Below are 16,590 nucleotides of genomic sequence, written 5' to 3'. Positions count from 1 at the left end.
ATCATGGCGACCCTCCAGTCTCTCGCCGATCTGGGCACCCCCCAGACCGCCGCTCCGGAAGCCCCGAAGCACGTCCAGAAGCTCGACTCGCTCGGCCGCGCCTATGCGACCGGCAAGCGTAAGGACGCTGTGGCCCGCGTGTGGATCAAGCCCGGCTCCGGCAAGATCGTGATCAACGGCCGCGCAGTCGAGGTCTACTTCGCCCGCCCCGTGCTCCGCATGATCCTGGCGCAGCCGCTCCAGCTCGTCAGCCGCGACGGCCAGTACGACATCACGGTGAACGTCGATGGCGGCGGTCTCTCCGGCCAGGCCGGTGCCGTTCGTCACGGTCTCGCCAAGGCGCTGACCTACTATGAGCCGGAGCTTCGCGGCCCGCTCAAGAAGGAAGGCTTCCTGACCCGCGATCCGCGCGTCGTCGAGCGTAAGAAGTACGGCAAGAAGAAGGCCCGCCGCAGCTTCCAGTTTTCGAAGCGCTAAGGCTTATTCAGGCAAGAATTTTGGAAAGGGCGGCTTCAGGGCCGCCCTTTTCGCATTCAGGACCTTTTCGCATTCAGGACAAGGCGCGTTCCAGCTCTGCCTTCGACATACGCGAGCGGCCTGGAATATCCTGCTTGCGCGCCTGCTCCATGAGCTGGGCCTTCGTCGTCCCGGAGGCGGCGCGGCCGTTACTGGCGCTCTTGCGCGCGGCGGCTGCCTTCTTGGCGACGTCCCGCGGCTGCTTGGAGAATTGCTTGCCCTTTCGGGTGTCGGCTTTCTTCTTCTCGGTCGAGCGTTTGTATTCGCCTTCCGTCAATGCCTCCCGGCTCTTGCGCGGCAGGTAGCGCTCGCCCGTGTCACAACTCTGCTTGCCGGATTTCGTGCCCCAATCCTCCTCCTGCCATTGCTGAAGATGGTTGTCAGAGGACTTCCGGCCGGCGTAGCCGCCGCCCGCCTTCTTGTACTCGGCGACAGCCATCTGGGCCTTGCGGGCGGACCACTGACCCGGTTCGCCGCCTTTGTCGCCCTTCGTGATCTTCGCCTTCACCTTTTCCCAGAGCTTGGGGTTGGTCTTCTGCGCCGTGCCTGCCATGGAAACCGCCTGTCGTTTCAAGGTTGCGAGGGCAACTTCACCGGCTCCCCCGGGTTCCTGACAGCGGCCGAACGCACGATTTCTTGACAAGCGAAGCTTCCGGCGCATAGATCGTCTCATGTTGATCGTTTCAAACATCCGATGGGGCTTGTTCGCCGCGCCTGCGCGCCTGCGATGACGGCTGCCTGAAGGTCCGCTCGCAAGCCGCGCCCTCTGCGCGGCTTTTTTGTTTTTTCGAAACCTTGTGGGACGAAACGATTTCGCCCTATCTCAGCCTCGACGACAGATTGGATCGACCATGACTTCGACGCTCGACAGATCATCCGGCCTTGGCCTTGAGACCAGGACCGTCTTCATCGACGGGGAGGCGGGCACCACCGGCCTCGGCATCCGCGAGCGCCTGAAAGACGTGCCCGGTGTGGCCATCAGGAGCATCGATCCGGAGCGGCGCAAGGATCCGGCCGCGAAGCGCGAGATCCTGGCCGAGGTCGATCTCGTGGTGCTCTGCCTCCATGACGATGCCGCCCGCGAGACCGTAGGCCTTGTGGAGGACTTGAGCGGCAAGAAGCCCCGCATTCTCGACGCGAGCACGGCGCACCGGGTCAGCCCCGGCTGGGTCTATGGCTTTGCCGAACTCGACTCCGCGCAGCGGGACGCCGTTTCAAAGGCGGACCGGGTGGCCAATCCCGGCTGCTACCCCACGGGCGCGATCGCACTCATCCGCCCCTTGGTGGATGCGGGGCTCGTCCCGGCTGACTATCCGATCAGCGTGAATGCGGTCAGCGGCTACAGCGGCGGCGGACGCTCCATGATCGAGGCCTACGAGGCCGGTACGGGCCCGTCCTTCGAGCTCTATGGCCTCGGCTTCGAGCACAAGCACGTGCCGGAACTGCAGAAATATACCGGCCTCACCCGGCGTCCGATCTTCATTCCCTCCGTGGGCAATTTCCGGCAGGGCATGCTGGTCAGCGTGCCGCTCCATCTCGATTTGCTGCCGGGCAAGCCGAAGGCGGCCGATCTCGAGGCGGCGCTCCTGGGGCACTATCAGGAGGGGGGGCTCGTCACCGTGGTGCCCACCATACGGGATGGAAAGAAGATCGAGCGGATCGAGCCGGAGGCGCTCAACGATACGGACCGCCTGGAGCTCTTCGTGTTCCAGCACGACAGCTACAACCATGCTGTCCTGGTCGCCCGGCTCGATAATCTCGGCAAGGGCGCGTCGGGGGCTGCGGTGCAGAACATCCAGCTCATGCTGGGGCTGATATAGCACCTGTCGCCACCGGCCTTTTGCCGGTGATCCCGACAGGGGAGGTGCGGCGCTCTATTGAACGTAATGGCCGGGACATGCCCGGCCATCACGTTAAAAGATAGTTCTTGGGCCGGATCCGGGTCGGATCAGTGGCCCTTCCAGCTCTTGCTAGTATCCAGCGCGCTCGCGTTGTCCTCGAACGCCACGAAGCGCTGGCGCTGCTCGCCCAAGCCCTCGATCCCGAGCGACACGACATCGCCTGCCTTGAGGTAGCGCGGCGGCTTCATGCCCATGCCGACGCCGGGCGGGGTGCCGGTGGTGATCACGTCGCCGGGCTCCAGGATCATGAAGTGCGACACGTAAGACACGATCTGCGCCACGTTGAAGATCATCGTCCGGGTCGAGCCGTTCTGCATGCGCTCGCCGTTCACATCGAGCCACATGGACAGGTTCTGCGCGTCGGGGATTTCATCCCTGGTCACGAGCCAGGGGCCGAGAGGCCCGAAGGTCGGGCAGCCCTTGCCCTTCGTCCAGGTGCCGCCGCGCTCCAGCTGGTATTCGCGCTCCGACACGTCGTTGCAGACGCAGTAGCCGGCCACGAACTCCAGGGCCTCGTTGGCCCCGACATAAGAGGCGCGCTCGCCGATGACGATGGCGAGCTCCACCTCCCAATCCGTTTTCACGGATTTGCGCGGAATGATCACGTCGTCGTTCGGGCCCACGATGCAGGAAGGGGCCTTGTTAAACACGATGGGCTCGGCCGGGATCGCCGCGCCTGTCTCGGCTGCATGGTCGGCATAGTTCAATCCGATGGCGATGAAGTTGCGCACTTGCCCGACGCAGGCACCCAGGCGCTCGCCCGAAGGAGCAAGGGGAAGCGTATCGGGATCGGCTTGGCGGACCCGGTCCAGGTGTTCCGACGACAACGTTGCCCCGGTAATGTCGGGAATGATCCCGGAGAGATCCCGAACCTGTCCGTTCGCATCGATCAGTCCCGGTTTCTCCTGTCCGGCTGCCCCAAATCTCACCAGCTTCATCAGGCGCTCCTCTCGTTAGGTCATGTGCATAATTGGCGCGACTGCGCCGGGCTACAATGCATGTTCTAGCCGTAAAGATGTTGCTGTTTTGCCACGAGCAGCCACAAAGTGTGGGATTTCCACCTCTCCGATGGGGTTAGTAAAATCGAGTAGGGGGCGGTTCAATACATTTGTTTACATATAAACCATTGGGGTAGGGTTCGACGAATGTTTTTCCACCTCATGTATTTGCAAGTATAATCATATTCATTGGCGCCATTGTAAGAAAACGTTAACCGTTCAATTCGCTTTGAATAATAGATTGCGGCAGAAATTAAGCATTGGCAGACTGCTCTCAAGGCGGGATTCTCCCGCACAAAAAATGCATAAGGGCAGGAAATCCTTCATGAGCCGTCTCTCTCGTTCTTTGACCCTGGCTGCGGTCTCTCTTGCAGCTATCGTTGTCGCCCAGGGCGGCGCTCAGGCGGGCGCTTTCGCCATCCGTGAGCAAAGCGCCTCGGCTCAGGGTTACTCCTTCGCCGGCGCTGCCTCCGGTTCGGGCAACCTGTCCTCGATGTTCTGGAACCCCGCCGTCATTACGATGGCGCCGGGCTGGCAGACCGAGCTCAGCCTGTCTCTCATCATTCCGCGGGTCGACATCAACCCGCTTCCCTCGGTTCCGACCTTCGTGTTCGGCAGCTCGGGCGATATCGGCCAGGATGCGATCGTCCCGGCCAGCTACAACTCCTACCAGATCAACGACATGCTCTGGGTCGGTCTTTCGTCGACCTCCCCGTATGGCCTTGTCACCGATCCTCGCGACAACTGGGCCGGCCAGGTCTACTCGCGCTCGTCCAAGATCTTCTCACTGAACGTGAACCCGGTTGTGGGCATCAAGATCAACGAGTGGATCTCGGTCGCGGCGGGTCCGTCGCTCCAGTATTTCGACATCCGCCTCAAGAGGGCCGCCGCCGTCACGCCGGGCGCCCCGAGCGTGACCCTCGACGGCGACGATATAGGCTTCGGCTTCACGGCCGGCGTGACGCTCACGCCGTTTGCCGGCACGACCATCGGCATCGGCTACCGCTCGCAGATCGATCATGAGCTTGAGGGAACGGTCACTTCCCCTGCGGGTCGGATTCCGATCAGCTCCGACCTGACGACGCCGGATCAGCTCACCATCGGCATCTCGCAGGTGGTCACCCCCGCCTTGACCGTCCATGCCGGCTTCGAGTGGACCAACTGGAGCGTTCTGAAGACGCCGCTGGTTGTTGGCCCCGGAGGCGCTGTCGTCACCGATCTGCCGCTCAATTACGACGACGGGTTCTTCTACTCCCTCGGCTTCGACTACAAGCTGACCGATCAGCTGACCCTGCGCGCCGGCGTGGCCTACGAGGAGTCGCCGATCGATACGGAGATCCGTTCCACCCGCCTGCCTGACAACGACCGCATCTGGGCATCGGTTGGCGCCAGCTATCAGTGGAACAACAAGCTGTCGTTCGACATCGCCTATACCCACATCTTCGCGAAGGAGACGGATATCCGCATCCTTCCAGGCCATCAGGACTACGAAGGACTGCCCTTCGTGGCCGACGTGAACTCGGATGTGGATATCGTGTCGGTCGGCCTGCGCTACCGCTGGGATGACCCGGTCGTTGCGATCCCGGCGGCACCGATCGTCCGCAAGTACTGAGTTCCGTTCAGGAGCACACAGCAGAAAGGCCGGTGAATTGCCGGCCTTTCTTTTTGGGTTCTTCAAAAGGTGAAGGGCTTTAGGATTTCGCCAGCACGTAGGTTCCCGGCGCATCGCAGAGCGGCTCCAGCTTGCCGCCTCCCGGCTCCCGCGCGGCCACCATCTTGGGCGCCTGAGCCCTGACCCACTCGAACCAGTAGGGCCACCAGGAGCCCGATGTCTCGGACGCTTGGCTCATCCAGGTCTCAAGCTCGCCCTCGATGGGACCACCGGTCCAGAACTGATACTTCGGCTTGCTCGGCGGATTGACGACCCCTGCGATATGGCCCGATCCGGCAAGAACGAAATCGACCGGGCCGCCGAATGACTTCGAGCCGAGGAACACTGAGCGGGCAGGGGCGATGTGATCCTCCTTGGTCGCCAGGTTGAAGACTGGCACCTTCACCTTCTTCAGGTCCAGCTTCACGCCGGCCAGCTCCATCTCCCCCTTGGCGAGCTTGTTCTCGAGGTAGCAGTTGCGCAGGTAGAAGGCGTGGTTCGCGGCCGGCATCCGGGTGGAGTCGGCGTTCCAGTACAGCAGATCGAACGGGAGGGGGGCCTTACCCTTCATGTAGACATTGACCACGTAAGGCCAAATCAGATCAGTGGGCCGCAGCATGTTGAAGGCATTGGCCATGCGCGAGCCTTCCAGATAGCCGCGCTTGCTCATGCTGGCTTCGAGGGAGCGCACTTCCTCCTCGCCGGCGAAAACCTTCAGGTCGCCCGCATGGGTAAAGTCAACCTGGGCGGTGAAGAACGTCGCGCTGTCGATCCGCTTGTCCCGCTTGGCCGCCATGTAGGCAAGCGTGGTGGCCAGCAGCGTGCCTCCGACGCAATAGCCGATGGTCGTCACCTTCTTCTCGCCGGTCGCCGCCTCGATGGCATCGAGCGCCGCGAAGATGCCCTCACGCATGTAGTGCTCGAAGCCCTTTTCCGCGTGCTGCTCCGCAGGGTTGACCCAGGAGATGCAGAAGACCGTCAGGCCTTGCGAGACGGCCCACCGGATAAAGCTTTTTTCCGGGTTCAGGTCGAGGATGTAGAACTTGTTGATCCAGGGAGGCACGATCAGGAGCGGCCGTTTGAGCACCTTCTCGGTTGCGGGAGCGTACTGGATCAGCTCCATGAGATCGTTGCGGAAGATCACCTTGCCCGGCGTGGTGGCGATGTTCACGCCGATCTTGAAGTTGCCCGGATCGGATTGTCGGATCTTCAGCCCACCGCCGCCGGCCTCGATGTCCTCCGCCAGCATGGTGACGCCGCGCACCAGATTGGCCCCATTCTCGCGCAGGGTTTCCCGGATGAGTTCGGGATTGGTCAGGAGGAAGTTGGAAGGGGATAGCGCACTGGACAGCTGCTTGAGGTAGAACTGGGCCTTGTGGCGGGTCCGCTCATCGAGCCCTTCGGCATTCTCCACAAGGTCCTCGGCCCAGCGGGATGAGATGAGGTAGGCCTGCTTCAGGAAGTCGAAGACCGGATTTTCCGACCATTCCGGATCCTTGAAGCGGTTATCCTTCGGCTCCGGCTGCGCCACCGGCTCGGCAAGCTCGCCCTGGGCGCGCTTCAAGGTCGAGGCCCAGAGGCTCAGGAACTGTGTTCCGAGCCGCGATTGAGCCTCGAAGGTTTTCTGCGGATCGCTCATCCAGGCCTCGGCCACACGGCCCAAGGACTTGACGGCCTCGGAGGCATCGCCTGGAAGCTCGGGGGGCGCTTGCCCTTCCTGAACGGGCTTGAGGTAGGCGGCAGCTGCCTTGCTGGCTCCTTCCACGAGGCGAGCCACATTGCGGGAGAGTTCTTCGAAGTCCGGCGCTGAGGACTGGGTCTTCTCCTCACCGTATGGCTTGTCCATAAGGCGATCTCCCTCTATCGCAGCAGCATTGCTCACGGGCGGTATTTCCGACATCTTAGCGCTGGGCCTGTCGGATTTGCCAGAGTCATGTTGCCATTCTTAGGTATCACAATGCGTATGAAGCCTCTTTCGATCCAACGGGCGTCAGCCGTCGTGCTGATAATGTTCACCGCTGTCGGTGTTGCAGGCTGCAACGGCAGCTTCAACCCTGTCCGCGATGTGGCTTCCGCGGTGGGCGCAGGCCCGCAGATGGCGGTGACTCCCGACTTCGTCGCCCGATCCAGACCGACCAATCTTGAGTATATGCCGATCGGCACCGCCAGCGAGGGACGCCCGACTCCGGCGCGGTCGGCGGCCGAGATCAAGGCAGCCGAGGCCGAGCTCGATGCAATTCGGGCCCGGAACGAGGCCGCGGGAGCCGCAGCGATCGAAATGGGCAAGACGCCGCCTCCCCAGCCGGTAAGGCTCCCGGCCAACACGTCGCAGTAGCCGGGCCAGAAGACGAATTCCAAGCGGACCCCATAGAATCTATACCGGGATCTCCTGATTCCGCCCGAGGACGAAGAAACCATGTCTGATTTCTACCGGATCAAGCGCCTCCCGCCTTACGTCTTCGAGCAGGTCAACCGCATCAAGGCCGCCGCACGCGCCAATGGAGCGGACATCATCGATCTCGGGATGGGCAATCCGGACCTTCAGGCTCCGCAGCATGTGATCGACAAGCTCGTCGAGACGGTCGGCAAGCCGCGCACGGACCGCTACTCTGCCTCGAAAGGCATCGGGGGGCTACGCCGCGCCCAGGCGGGCTACTACGAGCGCCGCTTCGGCGTGAAGCTCAACCCGGACACGCAGGTGGTGGCGACCCTCGGGTCGAAGGAGGGCTTCGCCAACATGGCCCAGGCCATCACGGAGCCCGGCGACGTGATCCTCGTGCCGAATCCGAGCTACCCGATCCATGCCTTCGGGTTCCTGATGGCCGGCGGCGTCATCCGCTCGGTTCCCGCCGAGCCGACCCCCGAGTTCTTTGCCGCCGCCGAGCGGGCCGTGGCTCACTCGATTCCCAAGCCTGTGGCGCTCGTCGTCTGCTATCCGTCGAATCCGACGGCCTATGTGGCTTCCCTGGATTTCTATCGCGATCTCGTGGCCTTCGCGAAGAAGCACGACCTGATCCTCCTGTCGGACCTGGCCTATTCAGAGGTGTATTTCGACGAGGCGAACCCGCCGCCTTCGGTTCTCCAGGTGCCCGGCGCCATCGACGTGGCCGTGGAGTTCACCTCCATGTCCAAGACGTTCTCGATGGCCGGATGGCGCATCGGCTTCGCGGTCGGCAACGAGCGTCTCCTGGCGGCTCTCGCGCGGGTGAAGTCCTATCTCGATTACGGCGCCTTCACCCCGGTTCAGGTGGCGGCCACCGCAGCGCTCAACGGGCCAGACGAGTGCATCCGCGAGATGCGCGCGACCTACAGGCGCCGCCGCGACGTCATGGTCGATTCGTTCGACAAGGCCGGCTGGACCGTTCCGGTGCCCACGGCCTCCATGTTCGCCTGGGTTCAGATCCCGGAGAAGTTCCGCTCGATGGGAAGCCTCGAGTTTTCGAAGCTTCTGGTGGAGAAGGCCGACGTGGCGGTGGCCCCCGGCATCGGCTTCGGCGAGCACGGCGACGACTATGTGCGCATCGCCCTTGTGGAAAACGAGCAGCGCATCCGCCAGGCCGCGCGCAACATCCGCAAGTTCTTCGACACGGCGGACCAGACGCTCCACAACGTGGTGCCCATGGCGCGCAGGGGCTGATCGCCGCCCTGAGAAGGGAGCGATGCCCACCGCAAGGTTTCGGGTTCACATGGACATGGAACCCGGGCAGTCGTAAAAGCAGCCCAGATTTTCAAGGAGCTGCTGTTCGTGACACGTCCCCTTCGGGTCGGCATCGCCGGCCTCGGCACCGTCGGCGCATCGGTTATTCGCATTCTCGAGCGCCAGAACGAGGTTGTCGCCCAGCGCGGCGGGCGGCCCGTTCAGGTCATGGCCATATCGGCCCGTGACAAGACCAAGGATCGAGGCTTCGATCTGTCCCGCTTCTCATGGTTCGACAGCCCTGTGGAGCTTGCCCGCTCGGCCGAGGTCGACTGCGTGGTCGAGCTGGTGGGGGGCGCCGACGGCACGGCCCTGGAGACGGTGCAGACGGCCCTGTCGCTGGGCAAGCATGTGGTGACGGCCAACAAGGCGCTGCTTGCCAAGCATGGCCTCATGCTGGCAAGGCTCGCGGAGGAGAAGGGCGCGTCGCTTGCCTTCGAAGCCTCCGTCGCAGGCGGCATCCCGATCATCAAGACCCTGCGCGAGGCGCTTCCGGCGAACCGGATCTCGCGCCTCTACGGCATCCTCAACGGCACCTGCAACTACATTCTGTCCCGCATGGAGCTGGAGGGGCTCACCTTCGCGGAATGCCTGAAGGACGCGCAGCGCCTCGGCTATGCGGAGGCGGACCCGACCTTCGATGTCGAAGGTTTCGACACGGCTCACAAGCTCGCCATCCTGACCAGCCTCGCCTTCGGAACCGAGATCGATGCGGATGCGATCTATGTGGAGGGCATCTCCTCCATCACGCCGCTCGATCTCGCCATGGCGAAGGAGCTGGGCTTCCGCATCAAGCTCCTGGGCGTTGCCGAGCGCACCAAGACCGGCATCGAGCAGCGCGTCCACCCGACCATGGTGCCCAGAACATCCTCCATCGCTCAGGTCATGGGCGTGACCAATGCCGTCACCATCGATGCGGATGCCGTGCGGGAGCTGACCCTGATCGGGCCGGGGGCAGGGGGCGATGCCACGGCTTCCGCCGTCGTCGCCGATATCGCCGATGTTGCAACCGGCGCGGCGCTGCCCTTCTTCGGCCGTTCCATCGAACTGCTGGAGCGGGCGCCGCGGGCTCCCATGCAGCGCCACGAGGGCGGCTATTACATCCGCCTCACGGTCCATGACCGCCCGGGCGTTGCCGCGGGCGTGGCCACCCGCATGGCCGAGGCCGACATCTCCCTGGAAAGCATCCTGCAGAAGCGCTCCGAAATCGCGGCGACTCAGGACCCGCATGGGCGCTCGGGCGCGCCGGTTTCGCTGGTGCTCATCACCTACGCGGCCACGGAAGCTTCCATCCGCTCGGCCCTAGAAAAAATTTCGGGGGATGGTCTTATTGCCGAGCCGCCCCAAGTCATTCGCATCGAACGCGAATAAACCACGGCCGGACCCATGGGTCCGCCGACCACCTCAAGAGGGAGACGACACGTCCATGTCGCAAGGCATTACCGTCCAACCGGGCCAAATCATCGAGCGCATCCTGACCATGGAACTCGTCCGCGTCACCGAGCGCGCGGCGGTTGCTTCCGCCAGGCTGCGCGGCCGCGGCAATGAAAAGGCCGCCGACCAGGCGGCCGTGGATGCCATGCGCCGCGAGCTGAACAAGCTTCCCATCGACGGCACGGTGGTGATCGGCGAGGGCGAGCGCGACGAGGCGCCCATGCTCTTCATCGGCGAGCGGGTTGGCAACAAGCAGGGTCCCAAGGTCGATATCGCCGTCGATCCGCTCGAGGGCACGACCCTTTGCGCCAAGGACATGCCGGGCTCCATCGCCGTGATGGCGATGGCCGAGGCCGGAACCCTGCTGGCTGCCCCCGACGTCTACATGCACAAGATCGCCATCGGCCCGGGCTACCCGACCGGCACCGTCGACCTGGACGCCAGCCCCGAGGAAAACCTGCACAACCTCGCCAAGGCGAAGGGCGTGAAGGTGAACGAGCTCACCGCCCTGGTGCTCGACCGGCCGCGCCATGCCGATCTCATTGCGGCGATCCGCAAGACGGGTGCGGGCATTCGCCTGATCTCAGACGGCGACGTGGCCGGCGTGATCTTCACGACCAAGCCTGCCGATACTGGCATCGACATCTATCTCGGCATCGGCGCCGCTCCGGAAGGCGTCCTGGCGGCCGGCGCCCTGCGCTGCATCGGCGGCCAGATGCAGGGCCGGCTCATCCTCGACACGGAGGAGAAGCGCTCGCGGGCCCTCCAGATGGGCGTGACCGATCCGAACCGCAAATACGACATGACGGACCTCGCCCGCGGCGACGTGATCGTGGCAGCCACCGGCGTGACCGACGGCGCGCTGATCAAGGGCGTTCACTTCGGCCGGGACGTGATCACGACGGAGACGGTGGTCTACCGCTCCGCCACCGGCACCGTGCGCCGCATCTACGGCGAGCACCGCGAACTGGCGAAGTTCCACCTGGACTAGTACGTTTCAGAACGCCTCTATCGTCATGGCCGGGCTTGTCCCGGCCATGCACGTTTGTGGGCAGGCTTCAAGGCGTGGATGCCCGGCACGGGAGGCGCAGGCGCTCTACGGCAAGGTCGCCGCCCGAATCGCATTTATCCCAGGCCGTCATCTGCTTTATTGATGCCTGCATCAACCCCGACGGCCAGCAGGGCCGGGAAGGGCATCCACTCACATCCTCAACGCTGATGGATTCCTTTCCCCTGCGTGACGCATCCTTCCGGATAGCAACGCGCATGAGGTGCGATCATTATCGCAGGATGCTTTGACCACAATTCGGGGATAATACTCCGGCCGTGACCGAATCATCTCCTCTTCTCCTGCCCCGGCCTTTCCTGGGCATCACCAATTCCGCCCTCGGGCGAACCTGGGTCGAGCGCTGCGATGCCGCCCAGAGCACGATCGCGCTTGCCATCGCGCAGACCCACGGGCTGCCCGATGTTCTGTCCCGGGTGCTGGCCGGAAGGGGCGTCGGCATCCATGACACGGAGGGCTTCCTCAACCCGCGCCTTCGCGATCTCATGCCGGATCCGCACGTGCTCACCGATCTGGAGCCAGCGGCCTCGCGCCTCGCCGATGCGGTGATGCGGTCGGAAAAAGTGGCCATCTTCGGCGATTACGATGTGGACGGAGCCTGCAGCGCCGCTCTCCTGGCCGAGTATCTCCGGGCCTGCGGCGTCCCCTATGCCATCCACATCCCCGACCGCATCACGGAAGGCTACGGCCCGAACGTGGATGCGATCCGGGGGCTGAAGGAGCAGGGAGCCGACATTCTGGTCACCGTCGATTGCGGGACCGCGAGCATCGAACCCCTCGCGGAAGCCAAACGTCTCGGCCTCGATCCCGTCGTGCTCGACCATCACCAGGCCCCTGAACGGCTGCCGGAGGCGCTCGCCATCGTGAACCCGAACCGGCAGGACGACCTGTCGGGGCTCGGCCATCTGTGCGCGGCCGGCGTGGTGTTCCTGTTCCTTGTCGCCCTCAATCGGACCTTGAGGTCGCGCGGCTTCTTCCAGAACCGGCCCGAGCCGGACCTGATGGGAAGCCTCGACCTGGTGGCGCTGGCGACCGTTGCCGACGTGGTGCCGCTTGTCGGCCTCAACCGGGCTTTCGTGCGCCAGGGCCTCGCCATCATGAGGAGCCGCCGCCGGGTGGGCCTTGCCGCGCTTCTGGACACGGCGGGCCTCGCCGGAGCGCCGGAGTGCTGGCACCTCGGCTACCTTGTCGGACCTCGCATCAATGCAGGCGGCCGCATCGGCGATGCAGCCCTGGGCTCAAGGCTTCTCCTGACCGACGATCCCATTCAGGCAGGACGGTTGGCAACGGAACTCGACCGTCTCAACCGGGAGCGTCAGGCCATCGAGGTGGTTGCCGTTGCCGAAGCCGAGGCCCAGGCAATGATGGCTCTCGAGCGAATGCCGGATCAGCCCGTTCTCGTCACCGCCTCGGCCGAGTGGCATCCGGGCGTTGTGGGCCTGATCTCCGCCCGCACGAAGGAGCGCTTCCGCCGCCCGGCCTTTGCCTTCACCCTCAATGCCGACGGCACGGCGACGGGCTCGGGCCGCTCCGTGCCCGGAGTCGATCTCGGCTATGCGGTACGTGCGGCAGTGGAAGCAGGGCTTGCCATCAAGGGTGGCGGCCACACCATGGCGGCGGGCGTGACGATCCAGGCCGCCGACCTGGAGCACTTCCTCGCCTTCATCACGGAGAGGCTCACCGAGCCGGTCAGCACCATGCGCCTGCGGGACAACTTTGCCGTCGACGCGACGCTGACGGCGGCAGGCGCGCAACCCGCCGTAGTGACGGCTCTGGAGCGGGCAGGGCCGTTCGGGTCGGGCCAGCCGGAGCCGATCTTCGTTTTTCCACAGCATCGTCTCGTCGAGGCGCGGGAGGTCGGCAGCGGAGGGCATATGCGCGTGAAGCTGCGGGGCGGCGATGGCAGCGTGATCGGCGGAATCGCTTTCCGTGCCGCGGGTCAGCCGCTGGGCATCGCCCTGTCCCAGGCCATGGGAAATCCCCTGCATGTGGCCGGAACGCTCTCCATCGATCGTTGGGGCGGCAACGAAAAGGTCGAGGTTCGCATCATGGATGTTGCACGGCCGGAATAATTCAAATCTGATGCTTGCGATGCGTCACGAACCCATCTATAGGTTCGCCCACTTCGGCGGCACCGCCGCGAAGCACTGCGCGCCCTTCGTCTATCGGTTAGGACATCTGCCTTTCACGCAGGAAAGAGGGGTTCGACTCCCCTAGGGCGCGCCACTCCACACTCCCGAAAAATACCCCTCTCAGCCAGCACCAACCGTGCTCCGACGCGCCTGCGAGGCGCTGGGATTTCGAGCCTGTTTGCCGCTATAGAACCGACGACCTTCAGGAAACAGCGTGCGCTCAGACCGGATTGCCCTTGATCTTGGTCACCATCTCCCAATTGTCGCCTGCGGCGATCATGCAGGCTTTGCCGTCCGGCAGGGTGATCACCATCGTCCACGATCCGGACGAGGAGGCAAACACCTCCAGAACCTGGCCTGGCTGAGCCAAGCCCATCCCTACGGGATCTTCCTTGTATTGGTCCGCCAGCAGTTTCACGAGCTGTTCGCGCGGGCCGCAGGAGGTTTGAGCGCTTGCTGAGGAAGGCACGAGCGCGGCCATGGCGCCAAGGGCTGCGAAGAGAGCAATGGGTCGAAGGATCATGATGTGTCCTTACCGGTTGACCCGCAAGAACCCTTGGCGTGCGGTTAAACGCGCAGGCGCATCAAAAGCTCCAAGGAAAGAGAACGAATGCAGCCGATCTTGGCCTCGTCAGATTGTCCTGCTATAAAGTATCCTAATGGGGCAATAATACTATGTTCACACTACGTCATTTGATTCAGAAGCTGACCATGCCGACGATCACGAGCAGCAGGCAACTCGTTCGATACGTCTTGCTGGTCAACCTGTTTGCTCTCACCGTGGCGCTTTCTGTCGACCTGACCACTCAGCTGGTTTTCTTTACGTCATGGGCCGCTGTAGCGCGGACCTGTGCGATCACGATTGCGACCGTCGGGGTGATTGCTACGCCTGTCGCGCTTGTTTTCGGGCGCGCGCAACGGGAGTTGCAGATAGCCAAGCGCCGCCTTGAGGAGATCAGCCGAACGGATCCGCTGACCGGATTGCCGAACCGCCGGGCCTTGCTGGAGGCCAGCGAGGCTCCCTCCTTGCAGACGATGGTTCTCGTGATCGTCGACATCGACCACTTCAAGATCGTCAACGACAAGCATGGTCACCGGACGGGCGATCACGTTCTGCAGATGATCGGCAATACCATGGCGACCCATCTTTCCGATTTCGGGCTGGTCGGCCGCCTTGGCGGAGAGGAATTCGCCCTCATCTCCTCGCACACGCCCGTTGAGCGGGTCGTTGCTGCCATCGGCGACCTGTTGCGTGCCCTGGAGAGAACTCCCATCATCACGCCGGCAGGGGCGGTTCAGGTGACGATGTCTGCGGGCATCGCCCTGCGCGATCCGGCCGAGACCTTCGAAACACTTTATGCAGACGCCGACGAGGCGTTGTCCGAAGCAAAGCGCCTTGGCCGAAACCAGATCAGGCTCTCATCCCGGGCGAAAGCGCTTGTTCCGTCGGGCCGCCCGGCAGGGCCAACAAGCCTCGTCGTAAACGTCTAAGGGCCATTGAGTCTCGTTCGGGTTTTTCCAGCGGAGGCCCTTCCCGCGTCACCGTTTCGGAGAAAGACGTGTATATGAGGGAGGCAGGGATCCGATTGAACCTGCCGCCCGCAAAGGCGTTTTCCTCGCCAAACTCCATTCCGAAGCTGTGCCCATGCCCCGATACTTCTTCAATATCCGAGACGGCTACGACGTCGATGAAGACGAGGAGGGAATCGAGTTTCCCGACCTGGAAGCGGCTCGCGCCGAGGCGCTGGCCACCGTCGAGGAACTCCGGGACGAACTGGCCGATGCAGGCAACATCGAGCTTGAGATCACCGACGAGACTGGCCGACGTCTCCTGACTGTCCCGTTCTTTCGCGGTGGTCACGGCGGCCGGCGCCGGTAGAAGGCCCCATGCAAAAAGGCCCGGCTTTCATGCCGGGCCTTTGCTCAGTGGAACTTGTGTCCGATCAGCACTCGGTTTTCTTCTGGGTCGTCGTGTCGCCGAACTCGTCCGTCTTCTGCTTGGTTTCCGTGGAGCAGCCCACCGATCCGGTGGTGGTCACGGTCGTGGAAGACGTGGTGCTCGGCTCAGTCTTACGCTCGATGGTGGTCTGGCTGCCGAGCAGGCCCTCTTCCTTCTTGATCGTCGTCGTGGTGTCCTGCGCGAAGGCGGCCGTGCTGAGGAGCGAAGCCGCGAGAACGAATACTGCTTTCTTCATCGTAAAACTCCGTGGACAAGTATTTCTCCCTGAGAACGTGCTTTTCCTCCCAAGGGTTCCTGCCGAAGCGCATTCACGAGAAACCTTATTCGCTCCTCCGGCCGCAGCCTTACCGGCGCAGGGTCTGCCAGGCCGAGGCGAAATCCCGTGCGTTGCGGCCGATCTCCTCCACCGACATGGCGGGCGTAAAGAGGGCGGAGCCGAGCCCGAAGCCGTCGGCGCCCGCATCCACATAGGGCTTCATGTTGTCCGGCTTGATGCCCCCGACCGGCAGGACGATGCAGTCCTTGGGGAGCACGGCCCGCCACGCCTTCACGACGGCAGGCGGAATTGCTTCGGCCGGGAAGATCTTGATGGCATCGGCGCCCGCCTTCAAGGCCGCGAACGCTTCCGTGGGCGTGGAGACGCCGGGCGTGCACACGAGGCCCTGCTCCTTGGCCCGCCGGATGACCCCCACGTCCCCATGAGGCATGACGATCAGCCGGCCGCCCACATCGCGGATGCCATTCACCTGGTCCGGGTCGAGGACAGTCCCGGCTCCGACCAGAACGTTCTCCGGCATGGTTTTTGCCAGGATCTCGATGCTGCGAAAGGGCTCAGGCGAATTCAAGGGGACCTCGATGATGCGAAACCCTGCCTCCACCAAGGAATGCCCGACAGCTTCGGCATTGCCCGGCTTCAAGCCCCGCAGGATCGCCACAAGAGGAAGTTCGGTTAAATAATTGCGCAGCACAACAGCAGCTCCCACTGACCCTGACTCCCTTGTGATCCTGACAGGAGGAACAACCGGTTTCCCTTCAGGCCTTCCACTAACCGGCCGGTTCTAGGTGGCGTATAAACGGACTACTTTCAACCGGCCTGTGCGTTCGGTTGTGAGTTGTGGAAGCTCTCAATGGGTCTCCGGTGATTGAGCGTCCCGGCCTTTATCGATGGGTGCAATTGCAACTTTCCCGGTTCCTGCGATACAGACCTGCGACCTTCCACCGGACCGCTTCTGAAG

The 16,590-nt window shown here is 63.4% G+C and carries 16 protein-coding genes and 1 tRNA gene; 11 read left to right on the top strand and 6 right to left on the bottom strand.

What is annotated here, in order from left to right; translation table 11 throughout:
• The first annotated feature begins 3 nt into the window (after nt 1-3).
• Complete coding sequence (gene rpsI, locus JKG68_RS13315; protein ID WP_202060149.1) at nt 4-477, top strand: 30S ribosomal protein S9; 474 nt, start codon at nt 4-6, stop codon at nt 475-477.
• Between the two features lie 73 nt (nt 478-550).
• Here the strand turns inward: rpsI and JKG68_RS13310 are convergent, their stop codons facing one another.
• Entirely contained in the window at nt 551-1,069 is a 519-nt protein-coding gene (locus JKG68_RS13310; protein WP_202060147.1) for a DUF5872 domain-containing protein, read from the bottom strand.
• A 298-nt stretch (nt 1,070-1,367) separates the two neighbouring features.
• Between JKG68_RS13310 and argC the strand changes: the two genes are divergently transcribed.
• On the top strand, nt 1,368-2,336 hold the full coding sequence (gene argC, locus JKG68_RS13305) for an N-acetyl-gamma-glutamyl-phosphate reductase (RefSeq protein WP_202060144.1): 969 nt from the start codon (nt 1,368-1,370) through the stop codon (nt 2,334-2,336).
• 128 nt (nt 2,337-2,464) lie between these two features.
• Here argC and JKG68_RS13300 read toward each other — a convergent pair whose 3' ends face one another.
• Nucleotides 2,465-3,355, bottom strand: a complete 891-nt coding sequence (locus tag JKG68_RS13300) for a fumarylacetoacetate hydrolase family protein (protein WP_202060141.1) — start codon at nt 3,353-3,355, stop codon at nt 2,465-2,467.
• 385 nt (nt 3,356-3,740) lie between these two features.
• Here JKG68_RS13300 and JKG68_RS13295 point away from each other — a divergent pair, with 385 nt between their 5' ends.
• Complete coding sequence (locus tag JKG68_RS13295; RefSeq protein WP_202060139.1) at nt 3,741-5,027, top strand: OmpP1/FadL family transporter; 1,287 nt, start codon at nt 3,741-3,743, stop codon at nt 5,025-5,027.
• 79 nt (nt 5,028-5,106) lie between these two features.
• Here JKG68_RS13295 and JKG68_RS13290 read toward each other — a convergent pair whose 3' ends face one another.
• Nucleotides 5,107-6,912 (bottom strand): PHA/PHB synthase family protein, encoded by a 1,806-nt coding sequence (locus tag JKG68_RS13290; RefSeq protein WP_202060137.1) that lies wholly within the window; start codon nt 6,910-6,912, stop codon nt 5,107-5,109.
• A gap of 162 nt (nt 6,913-7,074) precedes the next feature.
• On the opposite strand from JKG68_RS13290, the gene JKG68_RS13285 reads away from it, so the two are divergent.
• The 6 genes from JKG68_RS13285 to JKG68_RS13260 all read left to right on the top strand — a co-directional run bounded on the left by JKG68_RS13285 (nt 7,075) and on the right by JKG68_RS13260 (nt 13,489).
• Nucleotides 7,075-7,401, top strand: a complete 327-nt coding sequence (locus JKG68_RS13285) for a hypothetical protein (RefSeq protein ID WP_202060135.1) — start codon at nt 7,075-7,077, stop codon at nt 7,399-7,401.
• 81 nt (nt 7,402-7,482) lie between these two features.
• A complete protein-coding gene (locus tag JKG68_RS13280) occupies nt 7,483-8,703 on the top strand; it encodes an LL-diaminopimelate aminotransferase (RefSeq protein ID WP_202060133.1) in 1,221 nt (406 codons plus the stop codon).
• 108 nt (nt 8,704-8,811) lie between these two features.
• The gene (locus JKG68_RS13275; RefSeq protein ID WP_202060131.1) at nt 8,812-10,134 is read left to right on the top strand and encodes a homoserine dehydrogenase; all 1,323 of its coding nucleotides are present in this window, start codon (nt 8,812-8,814) and stop codon (nt 10,132-10,134) included.
• Nucleotides 10,135-10,189: 55 nt separating this feature from the next.
• Entirely contained in the window at nt 10,190-11,188 is a 999-nt protein-coding gene (gene glpX / locus JKG68_RS13270; protein ID WP_202060129.1) for a class II fructose-bisphosphatase, read from the top strand.
• 335 nt (nt 11,189-11,523) lie between these two features.
• Nucleotides 11,524-13,335, top strand: coding sequence for a single-stranded-DNA-specific exonuclease RecJ (recJ, locus tag JKG68_RS13265; RefSeq protein ID WP_202060127.1), 1,812 nt, complete (start codon nt 11,524-11,526; stop codon nt 13,333-13,335).
• 79 nt (nt 13,336-13,414) lie between these two features.
• Nucleotides 13,415-13,489, top strand: a tRNA-Glu gene (locus tag JKG68_RS13260).
• 126 nt (nt 13,490-13,615) lie between these two features.
• Here JKG68_RS13260 and JKG68_RS13255 read toward each other — a convergent pair.
• Complete coding sequence (locus JKG68_RS13255) at nt 13,616-13,918, bottom strand: hypothetical protein (RefSeq protein ID WP_202060125.1); 303 nt, start codon at nt 13,916-13,918, stop codon at nt 13,616-13,618.
• 188 nt (nt 13,919-14,106) lie between these two features.
• Between JKG68_RS13255 and JKG68_RS13250 the strand changes: the two genes are divergently transcribed.
• On the top strand, nt 14,107-14,886 hold the full coding sequence (locus tag JKG68_RS13250; RefSeq protein WP_202060123.1) for a GGDEF domain-containing protein: 780 nt from the start codon (nt 14,107-14,109) through the stop codon (nt 14,884-14,886).
• Nucleotides 14,887-15,040: 154 nt separating this feature from the next.
• Nucleotides 15,041-15,274, top strand: a complete 234-nt coding sequence (locus JKG68_RS13245; protein WP_202060121.1) for a DUF6894 family protein — start codon at nt 15,041-15,043, stop codon at nt 15,272-15,274.
• Nucleotides 15,275-15,338: 64 nt separating this feature from the next.
• Here JKG68_RS13245 and JKG68_RS13240 read toward each other — a convergent pair whose 3' ends face one another.
• Both JKG68_RS13240 and JKG68_RS13235 read right to left on the bottom strand, forming a co-directional pair.
• Nucleotides 15,339-15,590, bottom strand: a complete 252-nt coding sequence (locus JKG68_RS13240) for a hypothetical protein (protein ID WP_202060119.1) — start codon at nt 15,588-15,590, stop codon at nt 15,339-15,341.
• A gap of 109 nt (nt 15,591-15,699) precedes the next feature.
• Nucleotides 15,700-16,323, bottom strand: a complete 624-nt coding sequence (locus tag JKG68_RS13235; RefSeq protein ID WP_202060117.1) for a 2-dehydro-3-deoxy-6-phosphogalactonate aldolase — start codon at nt 16,321-16,323, stop codon at nt 15,700-15,702.
• Nucleotides 16,324-16,590 lie beyond the last annotated feature (267 nt).

It is taken from the genome of Microvirga aerilata, from assembly GCF_016743775.1.
Taxonomy (GTDB): Bacteria; Pseudomonadota; Alphaproteobacteria; order Rhizobiales; family Beijerinckiaceae; genus Microvirga; species Microvirga aerilata.
The sequence above is the reverse complement of the archived record's forward strand: the minus strand, read 5'-3'. Positions and strand labels throughout refer to the sequence as shown.